The organism is Luteolibacter arcticus (assembly GCF_025950235.1).
GTDB lineage: Bacteria > Verrucomicrobiota > Verrucomicrobiia > Verrucomicrobiales > Akkermansiaceae > Haloferula > Haloferula arctica.
In genome coordinates this window covers 495,345-512,611 of the sequence record NZ_JAPDDT010000002.1, presented here as the reverse complement: position 1 = coordinate 512,611, position 17,267 = coordinate 495,345, and the positions used below count along the sequence as shown (strand labels likewise).

Here is a 17,267-nt window from a genome sequence, read left to right as displayed (position 1 = left end):
CGATGCGACTGCGCAGGCAACCGGCAATCCTATAGCTTCCCGCGTCGCCGCGGGCGTTCGATTTCCTCCGTCTTAAGAAATGAAACGTGAACAGCGCCTCTCAGCGACTGTCCGGAGAAAGCCCGGGCGCGACCCGGATGGCATTCTCGTAGTGGCGGTTGATGAAGATGAGCGTGTCGTGATCCCGCAGCACGTGGTCTTCCACGGCATTCTGATCCGGCACGGTGACGCGCAGCACGCCATCGACCACCGTCCAGCGGCTGCCGACGAATGAAGTTGTTAGAACCGAACCGTTCTTGAAGAGCGTGATGGTTCCATCGGGATGGATCTCGCGGATGAAGTCATCGCCGAGGAATCGATACGACCACTGGCCGGTGAAATCCGCGGGGGTCGCGGTCGTGGCCAAGCCTTCCTCGAACTGGAGAATGCCCAGGCTGCGGACCGGTGCATAGGTCGCGGCAAGCTCGGCACTTCGGGGCAAGGGCTCGACCGTCGCATGGATCGTCCAGCGACCGGAGCGGAACTGGTCGTTGGCCACATCGAGCTTGAAGATGTTTCCTTTCACCAACTCCACCAGGGCACCTGAGCTGCCGGTCTGGCTCCTGCCCGCGACCCGCTGGCCGTCGAGGCGCAGCTCCACATCCCGCACTTGGATTCCATCCGCTCCATTCATCCACTTGAACACCGCGCGATAGGCCGATGGCTTCCACAGCAGATGGGAGACGTCGAATTCCACGCTCTTCGGCTCGAAGGAATCCAGCTCCCACGCGAACTCGCGCGAAGGGAGTTGGCGGACATACTTCGTGCGGTCCAAGGGGATCGACTGGAGTGGGGATTCGGTATTGGCCTTCTCCTGAAACACCGCGTGATTTTCGTAGAGCGGCAACGGCTTCTCGCCCTCGCGATGTAGCTCGATCTTGCCATTGAAGACGCCAACCTCGGACGTGCGTCCCGGTTTGACGTCCATCGCGAATTCGGTGCCCAGATCCACCACCGTGCCGTCCTGGTAATCGATGCGGAATCCCTCCGCGCCCTTCGGCACTGAGGTGACGAGCTTCCCGCCGGCGAGACGCCCGGACTCCGTGCCGGTCACGTCAAATTCGGCCGGGCCTTCCAGTGTGACGCGCACGCCCGTGCCGTAGGTGATCTCCACCAGTCCGGATTCGATCGCCAGTCCGCCGGCACTTCCCGACTTGCCGATCAAATCGGGTGGTGCCCCGTTTTTCCACCGCACGCCCATCATGCCGGTGACGCGCGCCGGCGTCTGGCCGGGAATTACGACGTTTCCCGTAGTTCTCGTCCCGTCTCCGGAGGAACCGTGGTTCCACCACTCCGAAGCGAAAAAGCCCGCGACAAAAAGCGCGGCAGCAGCCGCGGGATGCCAGTAGGAGCGAAGCCGGGAGCGGATCGGCCGTACGTTGGCAGGCGGCACTTCGTCGTCCATGCCCAAGTCTGCCAAGACCGTTCCCATCACCGCATCCTGCTGGACGACCGAAAGATAGTATTGGAGGCCCGCTTCATCATCCAACAGCTCTTCCAGCCGAGCGAGTTCGGTGCGAGAGAGCGGCTCCTCATCGAGCATGCGGTCGATGAGCTTGCGGAGTTCGGCGTTGGGCGCGGGTGGAATCACGAATACTTGAGGCGTTTTTCAATGCAGTGCTTCAGGGCCAACCGCAGGCGGGACAGCGTCTTCTGCAGGCGGCCGGACGGCATCCCCAGCTCGCGAGCGTGATCTGCCAGCGACTCGCGGCGGAGGTATTTCAGCGCGAGCAGGCGTTGGTCGGCCGATGGCAGGTCCGACACACAGAGGCGCAGCGCCGTGACCCGCGTATCGATCCCCGATGCCGCTTCCTCCGCCGGTGCGGCGAGGCGTTGCAGCGTTTCATCGGAGAACACGGCCACCTTGCTGCGGCTCAGGTCACGGCGCACCGCCATGGCTTGGAAGTAAGCGGTGCGGAAAGCCCAGGCTTTGAAATCGGTACCTTGCTGGAAGCCCTCGCGCTTTTCCCACAGGACCACGCACGTCGCCTGCACCACATCCTCGGCCTCGCCCCGGGCCTGCGGCAGCAAGGAGGCCACATAGCCCAGCAGCCCGGGTCTCAGGGCCGCGATTTCCCCCGCGATCCAGGCGGCATCATCACCGGGCGGAGTCGAAAACAGCTCTGGAGCAGGACAGGACAAGGCAGCAAAGGACAGGATGGCAACAAATACCGCCTGCGTCGGAAACCAGACACGAAATCATCGGAATTTGAATCCCTCGCTTCCGCGGCGGGCCGGCGTTCGATTTCCTCCGCCTTAAAAAATGAAACGTCCGCCCCTTGCGTGGCGTGAGAGGATGCGACGGACTAGAAGGCCTGCCTCCCGTCACCATGAGCCACCAGGAACCCGAATGGATCGATACCGTCAGCACCGCGGAGCGGCGCATTCTCAACCTGCGCTCGATCGGCATGAAGCATGCGCTGACCCTCGGCCACCTGCACTATCATCGTGCTTCCGCACCCCTCGCGGAGCAATGCCACGAGCAATGGATGGTGCTGGTATTCCTTTTATCCGGACAGCAACGCTACGTCATCGATGGCGAGGAGATCGGCTTGCGCGGCGGCCAAATGCTACGCATCCCGCCCGGCTGCCGCTATAGCACCGGCGCTTGGCCGGAGCAAAAGGGCAATCTGGCGTGGCTGATCCTGCGCGTGAAACCGTTCCCCGATGAGCCGGCTCTCGGCATGAGCCGCGATGGCGCTCATGCGGTATTCGAGTTGCTAACCGCCGGCAACACCCCGGCACAGCTGCGGATGCCGGACGACGCGCCGCGCCTGATCGAGTCCGCCTTCACCTGGTGGGAGCGACGGGATGAAGCGGTGGCCCGCGAGATGGTCCGCAACCGGATCGCGGCCCTCACCATGGAAGCGGCGATCGCGGTGCAACCCGAATCCGCGGGGGAAGACCAGGCGAATGACCTGCGGATCCGGCGGGTCCTGGCTTGGCTGGACGGACATTCCGACGACGAAATGCCGACCGCGCTCGAAATGGCAGCCATGGCCGGCCTCTCGCCGACCTCCTTTCACGAGCACTTCAAGCGAATCGCTGGCAGCAGCCCCAAGGACTACCGGCAGCGCCTCCGCGTCGAGCGGGCAGCCCGGCGCCTGCGCGAGCAACCGGCCTTGTCGATCACGGAAGTGGCCCATGAGTTCGGGTATTCCAGCTCACAATACTTTGCGACCGTCTTTCGTCGCTACCTCGGCACCAGTCCGCAGGCCTACCGCGATGCCGCGGGTCACGACGTCTGAGGCACTGCCGGCGGTGAAGCGGAATCCCGGAGAGAACTAGCGGCGCTTAGCGCGGTCCGCCCTTTCGCATCAGCAGGAACAGCACGGCGAGTCCGCCGGCAAGCATCAGCAAGGGCGAAGGTTCCGGCACGGCGGTCACCTTGACCTCGGGCAGCGGCTCCCCGACGGCCGTGCCCGGCCCGGCGTGAGCGACGGACAAGAGAAGCGCATTGGCGAAAGCCAAGGCTGTACGAGAGACGGCTGATTTCATGGCACCGGGGAGGTGTTGGGGGGCCGGGAAGGAAATCCCTCCAGAGCGCCGCGTGGCATACCATCCGGCAAAAGGCAGAACAAGCTGCAATTCGTTGCACCCCGTGACCATTTCGGCAAAATGGAGTGATCTGACGGGCCGGTGTCCTCCCGTATCCAGTGGGGTGAAAACCTCGATCGATCTCCCGGAATCCCTGCATTGCAAGGCCACGGCCCTCGCCAACCAACAGGGAGTGACCTTGGACGAGGTGGTGGTGGCAGTCTTGGAAAAGGGCCTCGATCCCAACGCCGGAACCCCCAAAAGACGGGCCGGGGAACCGCACTTCGATATCGATGACCTCGGCCTGCCCCGGCTCCGCTGCGTCCCGGGGGATCCGACCGTGGTGACGGAGGCCCTTTTGAACCAGCTCCGGGAACAGGAACGCATTTGAGCCATGATCCGCCTGGCCGATATCCCCGTGCTGATCGCCCTGGCCGATCCGCGTCACGAGCATCACGCGGCGGCCCGGAGCTGGCTGGCGGCCCATCCCGGCATGGGGCTTGCCACCTGCGTGCTGACGGAGAACGGCTTTCTCCGCATCTACGGCCATCCTTCGTATCCCCATGGACCGGGTTCGCCGGAAAAAGCCCTGCTCGATCTGAAGGCCTACCGTGCCCGGCGCGGCTACCATTTCCTGCCCTGCGACCTGTCGTTTGACGACCCCTCGCTGACCTCGTTGGCCGGACTGACGCCGCAGCGCCTCACCGATGTTTACCTGGTCGCCCTGGCGCTGAAATACGGGATCCGCTTCGCCACCTTGGACGCAAACATTCCCGCGAAACTGGTGGCCCGCGGCTCCCAGGCAGTCGAGGTGATCCCGGTCTGAGGGACAGGCCTCAGCTTAGAACATGTCTTCCAAACGCTTGCGGTCGACGTTCTGCTTACGCTCGGCGTTCTTCTCGCCCATCAGGACGAAGACCCAATCCTCGTCGCTCCAGCGGGCGACCGACCACTTGCCGTGTTTGCCGAAGGCAGGTTGGCCGGCCTTGGGCAGCTTGCACTTCACGTCGCAGCGCTTGAAGACCATCAGATGGACCTCGTCGTTCTCCTGCTTGAAGCAGACCAACGCGCCCTTTTTCCCCTCGATCTCCAGTTCGCGACAGCCGAGGCCGGGGATCTTCTTGAGACCCTCTGGCAGGCAGCGATTCGGGCACGGCAGCTTGGACGCCTTGAGGTGGTCGAACAGCGCGTGGTGATCGGGGTTGTCGAGATCGAGTTTGTAGCCCGGCGTCTCGAAGATCTTGATGAACTCTTCCTCGACCTGGCTGATCGGCAAGGAAGCAACGACCGGAACCAGTCCTCCATCCGAACGATCCGGATTCTCGGGCCGCAAGGTTTCGTCCACTGGCGGGTTGCCAACGATGTCCTTGGCATCCGACCCATCCGACCCACCCGGCCGGGTGGCGAGGAAGGCGAGCGCAATGCCCGCCGCAGCCGCCGCAGGGAGTCCGTAGTGCCACCAGCGGCGTGCCTTCGGCTCAGCCGCGGTGCGCTCCATGGCGGAAAGGATCTCCCCGCGCAAATAGATCGGCGGCCGAATGCCCGCCATCGCCCCGATCACCGAAACATCGAAGGAGTCGGGATAGATCGCCGCATCGCCGCGCTCCATGGCAAGGCTTACCAGGATCTCCTCGCGCAGCACGGGCGGAATGCCCACCGAGTTCAGCGCACAGGCGAAGTCGGCGTCACGGGAGCGCTCGCGGGCGAGCCACTCGCCGAGCTCGCGATCCTTCGCGGCCCACGCCAGTGCGTCGGCAAAGTCGGGATTCTCCGCGTCCGCTCCGTCAGGACGGAAGCAGCGGAGGATGAAGCGTGCTTCCTCCTTATCCATGGCTTGATTTCAAGGCCTCCGGTTGCAGTTGCAGGATGTTCTTCGGTGCGCTGGACGGCTCCGCGGTCATGCGACGGCGGAGCATTTCCTTTGCCCGGGAAATGCGCGACATCACGGTGCCGATCGGCACGTCGAGGATCTCGGCGATTTCCTTGTAGCTGTGTTGTTGCAGATAAAAAAGTGCGAGCGGCGCCCGGAAGGTTTCATCGAGGTCGCCCAGCAATTCCAGCGCGCGCTGGCCGTCCATTGTGCGCTCGGTGTCGTTTTCTTCCGAGCAGATCCGGCCCGCGACCGCTTCGGTCAGTTCCTCGTCGCTGTAGCGCTTTGCTTTTCGCGCCAGGGCCAGGAACTCGCGGTGGAGTGTGGTGAAAAGCCAGGTCTTGGCCTTGTCGCGTTCCTTGAGCTGGTGGCCTTTCTGCGCCCAGATGCAGAAGGTCTGCTGGACCAGATCGGCCGCCGTGTCGGCATTCTTCGACAGCGACATCGCGAAGCGGTAGAGCGCTTCGTAATGAGCATCGACGAGTTGTTCGAATTCCGACATCAAGCTTTCTTGGGAGACCTACTCGATAGAGTTATTCCGCAATTTTCCATCGCCCATGCACCGGTTCTTGTCCAGCGTGCCGGGATGAAGCGCCTGCTTTTTCCCCTCCTTTTGACCACCGCCGCGTTCGCGGAGGAAGGATTCACATTCAAGATCACGACCGAGCCTCCGGCGATTCACGTCGAGCTCGATGGCAAGCCTTACACCGGCTTTCTCACCGACTCCAAGGTCCCCTACATGGCACCGCTGCGCTCGGCTTCCGGTGCTGTGCTGACCCGCCATTGGCCGATGGAAGACAGCTTCAAGGAGGAAGAACGCGACCACCCCCACCACCGCGGCTTCTGGATGAGCCACGGCGAGGTGAACGGCCAGGACTTCTGGGCGTGGAAGTTCGGCAAGGATCCGAAGATCGAGGTCCAGAAGACCCGGACGGGAAAGGACTCCTTCACCGTGGATCTCGCCTGGACCGCCGATGGCAAGACCCAGCTCACCGAGGAGCGCACCTATTCCTTCAAGAAGATCGACGACAAGACCACGATGATCGGCTTCGCCTCGAAGCTCACCGCGGCCGATGGCGACGCGACTTTCGGCGACACCAAGGAAGGCTTCTTCGCCATCCGCGTGGATCGCACGCTGCGCCTGAAAGGCCCGCAGGCCAAGGGCCACATCGCCGACTCCGAAGGCCGCAAGGACGGCGATACCTGGGGCAAGCGCTCGAAGTGGGTCGCCTTCGCGGGTCCCGATGAAAAGGACGAGCCGGCCGTGGTGGCGATCTTCGATCACCCGTCCAACCTCCGCTTCCCCACCTGGTGGCACGCCCGCGACTATGGCCTGCTCGCCGCGAATCCCTTCGGCATCCACGACTTCGAGGGCAAGAAGGACAAGCACCTCGGCGATCACGTTCTCAAGAAAGGCGAGTCGATGACGTTCCGTTATGGCGTGATCCTGCATCACGGCAGCCTGGAATCCGCCAAGCTCGCCGACCGCTGGACCGACTTTTCCAAAAGCCCATGACCATGAAACGCCGCCTCTTCCTGAGCACCTCGACCTTGGCCGGCACGTGGTCGCTGCTTTCCCCGCTGGCCCGCGCCCAAGGCGCGAATGACGACCTGCGTGTCGCCGTGATCGGCTTCAATGGCCGCGGCAAGGCTCACATCGACTCCGCCGCGAAGACCAAGGGCGTGCGCCTCGTCGCGCTGTGCGACTGTGACTCGAAGGTGCTGGCCGCCGCGAAGGACAAGCTCGAGAAGCAGGGCATCAAGGTCGCCACCTACGACGACTATCGTAAGGTCTGCGAGGCGAAGGACATCGACGCGGTGGTCATCGCAACGCCGAACCACACCCACGCGTTGATCGCCGTGACCGCAGCGGCCAACGGCAAGCACGTCTATGTGGAGAAGCCGGTTTCCCACAACGTCTGGGAAGGCCGGGCACTCGCCGATGCGCAGGCGAAGTACGGCAAGGTCATCCAGCACGGTTTCCAGCGCCGCTCGGAGACCTCGTGGGCCGAGGCCTTCGCATGGCTGAACGAAGGGAATCTCGGCAAGCTCAAGCTGGCCCGGGGCTTCTGCTACAAGCCCCGCCCGTCCATCGGCAAGGTGGACGGCCCTCGCAAGCCGCCCGCCGAAGTCGATTACGACCTCTGGTGCGGCCCGCGAGCGACCGACCCGCTCAAGCGCGGGAAGTTCCACTACGACTGGCACTGGCAGTCCACCTACGGCAATGGCGACCTCGGCAACCAAGGCCCGCACCAGCTCGATGTCTGCCGCTGGGCCCTCGGCGACCCGAAGGAACTCCCCCCGACAGTCATTTCCTGCGGCGGCCGTTTCGCCCACGATGACGACGGCGATGTGGCGAACACCCAGGTGGTCTTCCTCGGCTACGATCCCGTGCCGATCGTCTTCGAAGTCCGCGGCCTCCCGAAGAAGGGCGTCGATTACAAGTCCGGCATGGACGACTACAAGGGCCAGTCCGTCGGTAACCTGATCGAATACGAAGGCGGCTGGCTCGCCGGCGGCCACGACGGGAAATGCGAGATCTTCGACGCGCAGGGCAAGCAGGTGAAGTCGTTCAAAGGCGGACGCTCGCACTTCCAGACGTGGGTGGACGCCATCCGCTCCGGCAAACAAGAGGCGCGCCTCTCCGCCGAATCCGGCCACCTTTCCTCGGCGCTGGCTCACATCGGGAACATCTCGTGGGATCTCGGCACGCCGGCATCCACGTCCGAAGTGAAGGCCGCTTTCACGAACGAAGCCGCAGCCGACGCCGTCGAGCGCATGGGCACCCATCTCGCGGCGAATGGCGTGGACCCCGACAAGCAGAAGATCCGCCTCGGCGCGCCGCTGGCCATGAGCGGTGAGAAATTCACCGGCGATCACGCCGACAAGGCGAACGCCTTGCTGAAAGGCAGCTACCGCAAGGGATTCGAGCTACCGGCCTGATTTTCTCACAAGCAATCGGGGCTTTCCGAACCCTGCTCGCGAGCCTAGGCAACGCTGGCATGGACAAGCACGTGATGGCCACCGACGCGGACGGCGCACAGGTTCCCGACCAAGTGGTGATCGAGGAGCCGCTGCAAATCGTCATCGATGGCCATCCGGTCGCGGTCACGATGCGCACGCCCGGTCACGATGCGGAACTCGCACTCGGCTTCCTGCTCACGGAGGGCGTCATCCGCTCGCGGGATGATGTGCGCAGGATCGACACCGACTCGCGCGACAATCACGCGCTCGTCTTCCTCGAGGAAGGCGCGGAGGTGGATCTCAAGAGGCTGACCCGCCACGTCTTCAGCGCCTCTTCCTGCGGACTCTGTGGGAAAGCGACCATCGAGGCGGTGACCTCGCAGCGCCCGCCCTTGCCGGAGAGGACCGAGTTTTCCGCCGAAGTCCTGCTTTCCGCACCGGCGAAACTCGAAGCCGCCCAATCGGTCTTCTCCCGCACCGGCGGCTTGCACGGGGCGGGGATCTTCGCGGCGGATGGCACGCCGCAGGTCATCCGGGAGGACATCGGCCGCCACAACGCGGTGGACAAGGTGCTGGGCCACGCCCTGCAAGCCGGGTGGAATTTATCTCAAAGTTTCCTATTGGTCTCCGGACGCGTGTCTTTCGAGATCATGCAAAAGGCGCTCGCGGGGGGCCTGCCCTTGGTCGCCGCTCTCTCGGCGCCCTCTTCACTGGCGGTGGAATTCGCGGTGGAATCGAACCAAACACTGGTCGCTTTCCTACGCCCGCCTAGGTTCCGCGTCTTCGCCGGCAGACTCGCCGGGTGAGTCCCTCGCCACGGAAAACGCCTTGCCTCGGAAGGGGACCGCGATCATACATCCTCCGACTTATGAATTCCTCCTTCAATCCCTATGCCGTCGGACCGGTGGCGGAGGCGCCGCTGGAAACTCGCACCGAGTTCGTGCGGAAGACGTATACCCACGTGGCGGGAGCCATCGGAGCATTCGCCCTGTTGGAGTTTCTGCTGATCCAAGCCGGATTCGGAAACGCAGCCTTGGCCATGCTCGGCACCAGCAAGTATTCATGGCTGTTTGTGCTCGGCGCGTTCATGGTGGTCTCTTGGTTGGCCAACAAGTGGGCCTCCAATGGTGCCTCGAAGGGCATGCAGTACACCGGCCTCGTGCTCTACACCTTCGCGGAAGCCGTGATTTTCCTGCCGCTGATCGCGCTCGCGCTGATCCGGCCGGATGGAGTCGCCATCATCGGCCAAGCTGCGGTCGTCACCGGCTTCCTGGTGCTTGGCCTCACTGCGATTGCCTTCACCACCAAGAAGGATTTCACCTTCCTCGGCGGGATGATCAAGATTGGCTGCTTCATCGCACTCGGTCTGATCGTCGCGTCCATCTTCATGGGCTTCTCGCTCGGGGTATGGTTCGCTGGCGCCATGGTGGTGCTGATGGCCGGTAGCATCCTCTACAACACCAGCGCGATCATGTATCATTACGCGCCCGGCCAGCACGTCGCAGCCGCGCTCTCGCTCTTCGCCAGCATCGCCACCATGTTCTGGTATGTGCTGCGGATGTTCATGAGCCGCGATTGATTGATCGCCGTTTCGTTTCTTCAAGGCCGGACGCCCGCATGGCGTCCGGCCTTTTCTTTTTGCCCTTCTGGAGCGGCCCGCATCCAAGCGTAGGTAGTCCCGGCTTTAGCCGGACCGAACGAGGATGAGGGCCTGCATTTCCAGCGTGTCCGGCTGAAGCCGGGACTACATACAACTTGGATCGCAGCCGCCGGAATTCTCCGGACGCGAAAAAGGCAGGCCCCGTCACCGAGGCCTGCCTGATAGAGCGGGAAATCCAGTGCTTCAGGAGCTATCTCACTTCACCTTCACGGTGATTTCTTCCTTGGTTTCGATCTTGAGACCGGGGATGTCCTTGAACGCGGCGGCGGCATCGGCGGGGCTGGCGTCCTTCATCGCCTCCAGCTTCTTCATGTTCTCCGGATCGGCGATCAGCTTGCCGAAGGGCAGGTCGATCAGCGTCACGACATTGCCTTCCACGTGGCTGGCGTTGGTTTCGGCGATGCCGTCCACGATCTCGAGGTGGAGGGACATGCGCATGTCCTTGAACATCTGCTGCATCATCGCCATCGCCTGCGGGTCGGTCTCTTTGTCGGGAGCGGCGCCCTTTTCACCGTCAGCCTTCTTGGCATCCGCCTTGGCTTCGGGATTCACCAGCGTCAGCACGCCATCCTTGTAGGTGAAGGTGATCGGCTTGCTCTTGGGCTTGTCGGCTTCGCCCGCGTCAGGGGCGTCGCCCGGAGGGCCCATGTCCTTGCCGGCATCCGACATCGCGTCACCGAAGTTGAACTTCACCTTGTTGATGTCCTTGAACTTGTAAACCACGCGCCCGCCGATCCGGCCGTCCTTCTTGACGTTCTCGGTCTTCTCGACGGTGACGCCCTCGCCCATCTTGGCGGCGGTCTCGGCGGCCTTCTTCTCGTCGGAGAACTTGCCGGCCGGATTTTCGCCGCCAGCGGGCATTTCGGCCATCTTCGCACTGGCTTCAGCGCTGAAGAGGGTCTCCTCGGTGATGGTGCCGCTGCCGTCCTTGTTCAGCTTGATGGTGGACGTGTGCTCCAGGCAGGAGGAGGTGAACAGCGCGAGCAGCGCTGCGCCAAGGTATGGAAGTGCTCGTTTCATGGGCAAACGCCAGCCTGCACCAGCGGCGGCCTTTGACAAGAACTCGCTTGAGTCAGCCCGGCCACATTGCAGGGCGAAACACGTTGCCGTCGGCGCTCTCTCTCTAGCATCTTCCGTGCGCCGATGGATAACGCCGTTGAGATCCTGGATCTGGTAAAGGACTTCCGCCCGGTGGGCCGCAAGGAACCGCTGCGTGCGGTCGACCGCGTGTCTCTAACCATCGCCCCCGGCGAGGTCTACGGGCTGATCGGGCCGAATGGCTCCGGCAAGTCCACCACCATGAAGGCGCTCCTTGGACTGGTGCAGCCGGACTCGGGCGTCTGCCGGATTTTCGGCAACGACTCGATGCAGGTCGATTCGCGCCAGGATGTCGGCTTCCTGCCGGAGAATCCCTATTTCTACAAGCACCTCAGCGGTGCGGAGACGCTGCGCTTCTACGGCAAGCTCTGCGGCCTGCGCGGCGCGACACTGGAGGCCCGGGTGAAAGAGCTGCTGCATCTGGTGGACCTCGAGGGTGCCGGCGACCGGCGGCTCGGCGGCTACTCGAAGGGCATGCTCCAGCGCATCGGCCTGGCCCAGGCTCTGGTCCAGGAGCCGCGGCTGGTCATCCTCGACGAGCCGACCGCGGGCGTCGATCCGGTGGGCTCGCGCGAGATCCGCGACCTGATCCTCGATTTGAAAACGCGCGGGATCACCGTGTTCCTCTGCTCGCATTTGTTAGAGCAGGTGCAGGAGGTATGCGACCGGGTGGGCATCATCTTCCGCGGGAAGATGGTCAAGGAGGGCCGCATCGACGACCTGCTGGCGATCGGCGACCAGACCGAGATCGTGCTGCGCGATGCCTCGCCGGAGCTGTTGGAAAAGCTGACCGCCCAGATCCAGGCCGATGGCCATGCCGAACTGCTGCGCACCGGCCGGCCGAAGACCACGCTCGAGCGGCTCTTTTTGGAGGAAACCGTGAACCGCCGCGACTGACGACCCGATGCCCCGCCCTGCGCCCAACCGTCCGCTGAATCCCCGCCGCATCGGCGTGATCATGATGCATACCTTCACGCAGTTGGTGCGGATGAAGGTGTTCTATTTCCTCGGCGTGTTCGCGCTGATCCTGCTGGCGAGCAACCTTTTCAATATCCAAGGCATCGACCGCCCGAACCTCGAAGGCGTGGAGGTGCTACGCTCCATCCGGAGTTGGTCGCTGGGGACGATGACCTTGTTCTCGGTGGTGCTCGGCATCGTCGCGACGGCGCTGCTGCTGCCGAAGGACGTGGAGGACCGGACGCTCTACACGATCCTCGCCAAGCCGGTGCCGCGGCTGGACTACCTCGTCGGCAAGCTCGGCGGGGTGCTGCTGCTGATCTTCGTCTCGCTGCTGGTGATGGACCTGCTGATGACCGGGGTGCTGGCGGTGCGCTCCCACCTCGTGGTCGAGGCCCAATCGGCCTCCGCGCTGAAGGCCGGCTGGCCGGCGGACCAGATCGCGGCCCTCAAGCAGGAGACGCTCAAGCAAGGTCCGACCTGGGATTTGCAGGGCGCGGTGCTGGCGGTCTTCCTGCGGGCGGTGGTGATTTCGTCCACCGCGCTGATGCTGTCGATCGTCTCGACCAGCACGCTGTTCACGACCATCACCGGCTTCATCGTCTACTTCATCGGCAATTTCCAGGCGGATGCCCGGGAGATGTACCTCGAGCCCGAAGGCGTGAGCATGCTGGAGCGCCTTACCGGCTTAGCGGTGGCGACGATTTTCCCGGACTTCCAGCTCTTCAACATCGTCGACAAGATCATCGAGGGGAAAGTCATTCAGCCCGGCGCACTGGCGAATTTGTGCGGCGTGACCCTCTTCTATCTGGTCCTGCACCTGTTCGTCTCGTGGCTGATCTTCTCGAAAAAGGAGTTCTGAAATGAAATCCCGCCGTCCCTTGCTTGCCGTTGCCGTCCTGCTTGTTGCGGGCGTGCTGCGCCTGCCGATGGAGGAGGCTTTGACGAAGGACTTCCAGAAGCAGGGCCTGCTTTCCCCTCCGCTGGAGATCGGCCTGCGGGAAAAGATCGGCCAAAACAGCTCCGCCATCGCCTTGGCCGGCCTGCGGACGCTGGTGGCCACCTTCGCCCACCTGGAGGCGACCGAGCATTTCCACGAGTGCGCTTGGGGTGAGGTCGAAAGATCGATGGAAACCACCGTCCAGCTCGCGCCCCACGGCCCGTACTACTGGGACATGGGGGCCTGGCACATGGCCTACAACGCCGCCTCGTGGTATCGCATGGACTCCGGCTTGCCGCCGGTCCGCGCCAAGGCCGAAGCGCGGCGCTGGATCGCCAAGGGCCGGCATTTCTACGAGCGCGGCATCGCCAACAACCCCGGCGACTGGCAACTCCCCTCGCTTTACGGGCAATTGCTCTCCGACGCTCGCCGCGATCCGGACGACAAGGCGGCCGTCGAGGCCTTCCGCAAGGCCGTGGCGACCGGCAAGGCCCCGCCGCACATTCACCGCCAGCGGTTTTTCGCCGAAGCCCGCGCCGGAGGGGATCCCGCCGAGATGTTGGCGGCCGTCCGGAGCCTGCTGGCGACCCCGGAAAACCGCGTCCCCACCCTGCTGTGCCTGTGCTACACCTTGGAATACCAGGTCCATGAGCCGGATGACCCGCTCGCCCTAGTCCGCGACGTCTTCGGCAACGAAGAAAAGGCGCTCCGGAACCTCGGCGAGTACCATGTGAACAACCTGCTGGACCGGATGCCCGAGCGTGGCGTGGAAACGGCATTGCGCTTGCTGGAGCAGCAGCGTGGCATTTCCCCGGAAGACCGCCGCAGTTTCATCCGTCAGAAGGAAGAAGCCCGCGATCGGCTCGCACTTGACCGTTGAACCGGGTTTGACTCGACAGCCGCGGGACCCCTCCCCTAAAGCCTCTCCCGCCGCCCGTTTCCCATGCGAATCGCTCTCTTCGGTGACATTCATGCCAACCTCGAAGCCCTCGAGGCCGCGCTGGCCGATGCCGCCGAGCAGGGGTGCACCGACTACGTCTGCCTCGGCGACGTCGTCGGCTACAATGCGGACCCCGCCGCCTGCTTGGAAAAGGTCCGCGCCATGGACTGCCCGGTAGTGAAGGGAAACCACGATGAGGACGCCTCCGGCACCCATTCGCTGGATTCCATGAACCCGGTGGCCGCCGCCGCGCTCGAGTGGACCCGCGAACAGCTTACCGATGAGCAGCGCACCTGGCTGCGTCGCCTGCGGATGGTCCGCCAGGTCGAGGATTTCACGGTCGTCCACAGCACCCTCGACCAGCCGGCCCATTGGAACTACGTGACGAACCGCTTCGACGCGATGTCGAACTTCTCGTACCAGTTCACGCAGGTCTGCTTCCACGGCCACACCCACGTCCCGCGGGTATACGTGAAGACCGACAAGGTCGCCGAAGTGCCGGCCGACTCGGTGGTGATCGAGGATGGCTCAAAATATTTCATCAACGCCGGCTCCGTCGGCCAGCCGCGCGACGGCGATTGGCGGGCCTGCTACGCCATCTACGACCTCGACCACAAGCTGGTCGTCTTCCGCCGCGTCGAGTACGACATCGCCACCACCCAGCGGAAGATCCTCGATGCCGGCCTGCCCTCGATGCTGGCCGAGCGCCTCGCCGACGGCCGATGATCGACGTCGTCGCCGGCCTGATCCTCGACGACGCCGGCCGTCTGCTGGCCTGCAAACGTCCCGAGGGCAAGCACCTCGGCGGCAAATGGGAATTCCCCGGCGGCAAGGTAGAGCCCGGTGAGAACCCGTCCGACGCGCTCGTCCGCGAGCTGGAGGAAGAATTGGGAATCCGCGTGGAAACCGGTGTCGCCCTCACCCCGGTAGTCTGGGACTACGGCCGCGGCCCGATCCGCCTGCACCCGTTCTTGTGCCACATCCGCTCCGGCACCCCCCACCCCCACGAACACTCCGAGATCCGCTGGTGCGGAAAAGACGAACTCCGCGACCTCGACTGGGCGGAGGCCGACGTGCCGATCCTGGCCGAATGGCGGGAAATTGAGTGACCGCAGGAGGAAAAGATTACGCCAACGCGTGGCTTGTCTCGCTCCGCAGGGCTGCGGATGTTCCCGCCCGTATGAATTCCACCTGTTTACGTTTCCTCGCAGCCCCGGTGGTTGCCTTGGCATTTTCAAGCTGCGCCCAGAGTAGTTGGAGCGAGGCGCAGAAATCCCAGCTTTCCACGGTGTCCTTGTCCCAGCCGGTGGTGAAAGCCGGTGCCATGAAGCCCGTCTCGGGCATCGACTCGCCGGGTGCTTCCAGCTCGGTGCCGATGGCCACCGGCGGCGGCATCATCCCCGCGCTAATCGGCACGGCGATCGATGCCGGCGTAACCGCCCACCAAAAGAGCGAGTTCGAAAAGCAGTACGGCCAGCAGCTCGAAAAGCTGAATGCCAGCCTGCCGAAGTCACTGGACAAGAAGCTCCGCGCGAGCGCCGAGAAGATGCTTCGCGGCGATGAGTTCTTCGGCCCCCGGCTGAAGGATAGCTCGCCCAACCGCTTCAGCGGCGAGCTGGTAACCTATGGACTCATGCGCTTCCACCGGACGAACGACGAAACTCATCTCGGTGCCAGCCTGAGCGTTCAAGTGAAGCTCACGGATGCCAGCGGCAAGACCCTGTTCGAACAGCCGGTCATCGGAAGGTCCACGAACTCGATCGCCGTGGGAGAGCTGGCCGCGCAACCGAAGAAAGTCGACGCGTTGTTCGACGAGGCGGCGGCGAATTTCGCGCTCCAGCTCAAGAGCGCGCTCGACCGCAAGTTGAACCGCTGATCCTGCGACGGGACCGGCGGTATCGTCCGCCGATCCTGACGATGGCTTACTTCCGCCGCCGACGGAGCGACACACCGGCACCCGCGCTCACCAGCCCCACGCACCGCGCTTGGCCTGCTTGGCCTCTTTCTCCAGGTCCCGCAGCTGCCGCAGCCGCTCCTTGACCGGGGTGCCGTCGGGCAGGTCGGCAGGCTTGGTGCGGATGCGGACGAGGCCCTCGCGGACCAGCGTTTCCTCCAGGAAAGGCCCGCCCTCGGGGGCGACGAAGGCGTGGTAGCGGCGGTCGCCGAAGGGGTCGTCCCAGCGGGTGTGGAGGGTAAAGGGCTTGCCGGCCAGCAGGTCGTGGGCGCGGGACTTGGCCCGCTGGCCGATCTCGACCGCCTGCTCGTCGCTCAAGCCCATCTCCTGCGCCTGCTCGTGGATCCGTTCGCGGTTGGTGCGGCCCCCGCCGTAGCTGCGGAACTGGCTTTCCGGCGCATCCACGTAGTAGAGGCGGAACTGCTCGACCCGGCCATCCGGCAGGCGGACGTGGAAGCTGTCGCCGTCATTGCTCTTATGATCCTGCCAGCGGCAGCCGGAAATGACCTCGTAGCCGGCGGTCGGAGCTTTCTGACTGGGGGATTTCCCCGCGGCGGGCGTTTTCCGCTGCTGATCCAGCGCCCAGACGACCACGGCAATGATCAGCAGCAGCACGAGCTGCCAGGGCTTGGTCGGTCCGCGCCGTGCCATGGCTCAGAGGCCCTTGAAACCCTGGTACTCCTGATAGGTGCCGAGCGGCATGGCGGCCTTGCCCCAGTCGCGGTTCAGGCGGCGGTACTTCTTGATGAACTCGGTCGGGTCGGCCCAGTTCGTCATGTCCCGGGCCACGCTCTCGCGATGCATCCCGATGGAGAGGTTGTGGCGGATCTCGAAATGGAGGTGGGCGGCATACATCCCGCGGTTGTTGCCGATGGTGCCGACCTGCTGGCCGCGTTTCACGATCTGGCCGACCTTCACCAGCATCTCGCGGAGGTGGCCGTAGAGGGCATCGATGAACCGAACCTGGCCGGAAGCCGGGTCGCGGTAGGCGTAGCGGATGATGACGACATTCCCCCAGCCTTGGTGGACATCGTAGGCCCAGGTCACCACGCCATCGCCGATGCTGTAAACGGGAGCACCCATGTCGGTGTCGCCGCCGCCTGCGCCATTCCAATCCTCGCCGAAGTGGACCGGCGGGCGCAGCCGCAGGCCGCGGGCCTTGTAGTAGCTGGTGGCATCCGGCTTGCCGACGGGGAAATCGAAGCCATCCGCCAGCGGCACCCGCGCGGTGCGCTGCTGGCCATAGGCGGCAGGCGCCAGCAGGGCCAAAAGCAGGGCCAGCAGGATGAGGATGGGTTTCCGCGACAC

The 17,267-nt window shown here is 64.1% G+C and carries 21 protein-coding genes; 13 read left to right on the top strand and 8 right to left on the bottom strand.

All coding sequences use genetic code 11. From position 1 onward, the window contains the following. Window positions 1-100: 100 nt before the first annotated feature. Both OKA05_RS06855 and OKA05_RS06850 read right to left on the bottom strand, forming a co-directional pair. A complete protein-coding gene (locus tag OKA05_RS06855; protein WP_264486375.1) occupies window positions 101-1,630 on the bottom strand; it encodes a FecR domain-containing protein in 1,530 nt (509 codons plus the stop codon). Then, a complete protein-coding gene (locus OKA05_RS06850; protein WP_264486374.1) occupies window positions 1,627-2,181 on the bottom strand; it encodes a sigma-70 family RNA polymerase sigma factor in 555 nt (184 codons plus the stop codon). The genes OKA05_RS06855 and OKA05_RS06850 overlap by 4 nt, the downstream gene beginning before the upstream one ends. 188 nt (window positions 2,182-2,369) lie before the next feature. Here OKA05_RS06850 and OKA05_RS06845 point away from each other — a divergent pair, with 188 nt between their 5' ends. Next, window positions 2,370-3,287 carry a helix-turn-helix domain-containing protein gene (locus tag OKA05_RS06845; RefSeq protein WP_264486373.1) on the top strand — a complete coding sequence of 306 codons (918 nt, stop codon included), beginning with the start codon at window positions 2,370-2,372 and terminating at the stop codon, window positions 3,285-3,287. 46 nt (window positions 3,288-3,333) lie between these two features. On the opposite strand, the gene OKA05_RS06840 is transcribed toward OKA05_RS06845, so the two are convergent. Then, a complete protein-coding gene (locus OKA05_RS06840) occupies window positions 3,334-3,537 on the bottom strand; it encodes a PEP-CTERM sorting domain-containing protein (RefSeq protein WP_264486372.1) in 204 nt (67 codons plus the stop codon). 163 nt (window positions 3,538-3,700) lie between these two features. Here OKA05_RS06840 and OKA05_RS06835 point away from each other — a divergent pair, with 163 nt between their 5' ends. Together OKA05_RS06835 and OKA05_RS06830 are read left to right on the top strand one after the other, a co-directional pair. Then, entirely contained in the window at window positions 3,701-3,967 is a 267-nt protein-coding gene (locus OKA05_RS06835; protein WP_264486371.1) for a hypothetical protein, read from the top strand. Between the two features lie 3 nt (window positions 3,968-3,970). Beyond that, window positions 3,971-4,402, top strand: a complete 432-nt coding sequence (locus OKA05_RS06830) for a TA system VapC family ribonuclease toxin (protein WP_264486370.1) — start codon at window positions 3,971-3,973, stop codon at window positions 4,400-4,402. Between the two features lie 15 nt (window positions 4,403-4,417). Here OKA05_RS06830 and OKA05_RS06825 read toward each other — a convergent pair whose 3' ends face one another. Continuing rightward, window positions 4,418-5,407 (bottom strand): hypothetical protein, encoded by a 990-nt coding sequence (locus OKA05_RS06825; RefSeq protein WP_264486369.1) that lies wholly within the window; start codon window positions 5,405-5,407, stop codon window positions 4,418-4,420. Continuing rightward, on the bottom strand, window positions 5,400-5,948 hold the full coding sequence (locus OKA05_RS06820) for an RNA polymerase sigma factor (protein ID WP_264486368.1): 549 nt from the start codon (window positions 5,946-5,948) through the stop codon (window positions 5,400-5,402). The genes OKA05_RS06825 and OKA05_RS06820 overlap by 8 nt, the downstream gene beginning before the upstream one ends. Before the next feature lie 84 nt (window positions 5,949-6,032). Between OKA05_RS06820 and OKA05_RS06815 the strand changes: the two genes are divergently transcribed. The 4 genes from OKA05_RS06815 (at window position 6,033) to OKA05_RS06800 (ending at window position 9,989) form a co-directional block, all read left to right on the top strand. Next, the gene (locus OKA05_RS06815) at window positions 6,033-6,962 is read left to right on the top strand and encodes a DUF6807 domain-containing protein (RefSeq protein WP_264486367.1); all 930 of its coding nucleotides are present in this window, start codon (window positions 6,033-6,035) and stop codon (window positions 6,960-6,962) included. Between the two features lie 2 nt (window positions 6,963-6,964). After that, the gene (locus tag OKA05_RS06810) at window positions 6,965-8,389 is read left to right on the top strand and encodes a Gfo/Idh/MocA family protein (RefSeq protein WP_264486366.1); all 1,425 of its coding nucleotides are present in this window, start codon (window positions 6,965-6,967) and stop codon (window positions 8,387-8,389) included. A gap of 59 nt (window positions 8,390-8,448) precedes the next feature. Next, on the top strand, window positions 8,449-9,216 hold the full coding sequence (gene fdhD, locus OKA05_RS06805; protein ID WP_264486365.1) for a formate dehydrogenase accessory sulfurtransferase FdhD: 768 nt from the start codon (window positions 8,449-8,451) through the stop codon (window positions 9,214-9,216). A gap of 62 nt (window positions 9,217-9,278) precedes the next feature. After that, on the top strand, window positions 9,279-9,989 hold the full coding sequence (locus OKA05_RS06800) for a Bax inhibitor-1/YccA family protein (protein ID WP_264486364.1): 711 nt from the start codon (window positions 9,279-9,281) through the stop codon (window positions 9,987-9,989). Window positions 9,990-10,265: 276 nt separating this feature from the next. On the opposite strand, the gene OKA05_RS06795 is transcribed toward OKA05_RS06800, so the two are convergent. Further along, window positions 10,266-11,090, bottom strand: coding sequence for a hypothetical protein (locus OKA05_RS06795; RefSeq protein ID WP_264486363.1), 825 nt, complete (start codon window positions 11,088-11,090; stop codon window positions 10,266-10,268). Between the two features lie 123 nt (window positions 11,091-11,213). Between OKA05_RS06795 and OKA05_RS06790 the strand changes: the two genes are divergently transcribed. The 6 genes from OKA05_RS06790 to OKA05_RS06765 all read left to right on the top strand — a co-directional run bounded on the left by OKA05_RS06790 (window position 11,214) and on the right by OKA05_RS06765 (window position 15,881). After that, complete coding sequence (locus OKA05_RS06790) at window positions 11,214-12,065, top strand: ABC transporter ATP-binding protein (protein ID WP_264486362.1); 852 nt, start codon at window positions 11,214-11,216, stop codon at window positions 12,063-12,065. A 7-nt stretch (window positions 12,066-12,072) separates the two neighbouring features. Further along, the gene (locus tag OKA05_RS06785; RefSeq protein ID WP_264486361.1) at window positions 12,073-12,987 is read left to right on the top strand and encodes an ABC transporter permease; all 915 of its coding nucleotides are present in this window, start codon (window positions 12,073-12,075) and stop codon (window positions 12,985-12,987) included. A gap of 1 nt (window position 12,988) precedes the next feature. After that, window positions 12,989-13,945, top strand: coding sequence for a hypothetical protein (locus OKA05_RS06780; RefSeq protein ID WP_264486360.1), 957 nt, complete (start codon window positions 12,989-12,991; stop codon window positions 13,943-13,945). Between the two features lie 63 nt (window positions 13,946-14,008). Beyond that, entirely contained in the window at window positions 14,009-14,731 is a 723-nt protein-coding gene (locus OKA05_RS06775) for a metallophosphoesterase family protein (protein WP_264486359.1), read from the top strand. Continuing rightward, window positions 14,728-15,114 carry a (deoxy)nucleoside triphosphate pyrophosphohydrolase gene (locus OKA05_RS06770; protein ID WP_264486358.1) on the top strand — a complete coding sequence of 129 codons (387 nt, stop codon included), beginning with the start codon at window positions 14,728-14,730 and terminating at the stop codon, window positions 15,112-15,114. Before OKA05_RS06775 ends, OKA05_RS06770 begins: the two co-directional genes overlap by 4 nt. Window positions 15,115-15,185: 71 nt before the next feature. Next, the gene (locus OKA05_RS06765; protein WP_264486357.1) at window positions 15,186-15,881 is read left to right on the top strand and encodes a hypothetical protein; all 696 of its coding nucleotides are present in this window, start codon (window positions 15,186-15,188) and stop codon (window positions 15,879-15,881) included. Window positions 15,882-15,968: 87 nt separating this feature from the next. Here the strand turns inward: OKA05_RS06765 and OKA05_RS06760 are convergent, their stop codons facing one another. Beyond that, the gene (locus OKA05_RS06760; RefSeq protein WP_264486356.1) at window positions 15,969-16,610 is read right to left on the bottom strand and encodes a thermonuclease family protein; all 642 of its coding nucleotides are present in this window, start codon (window positions 16,608-16,610) and stop codon (window positions 15,969-15,971) included. A 3-nt stretch (window positions 16,611-16,613) separates the two neighbouring features. Further along, a complete protein-coding gene (locus OKA05_RS06755) occupies window positions 16,614-17,267 on the bottom strand; it encodes a murein hydrolase activator EnvC family protein (RefSeq protein ID WP_264486355.1) in 654 nt (217 codons plus the stop codon).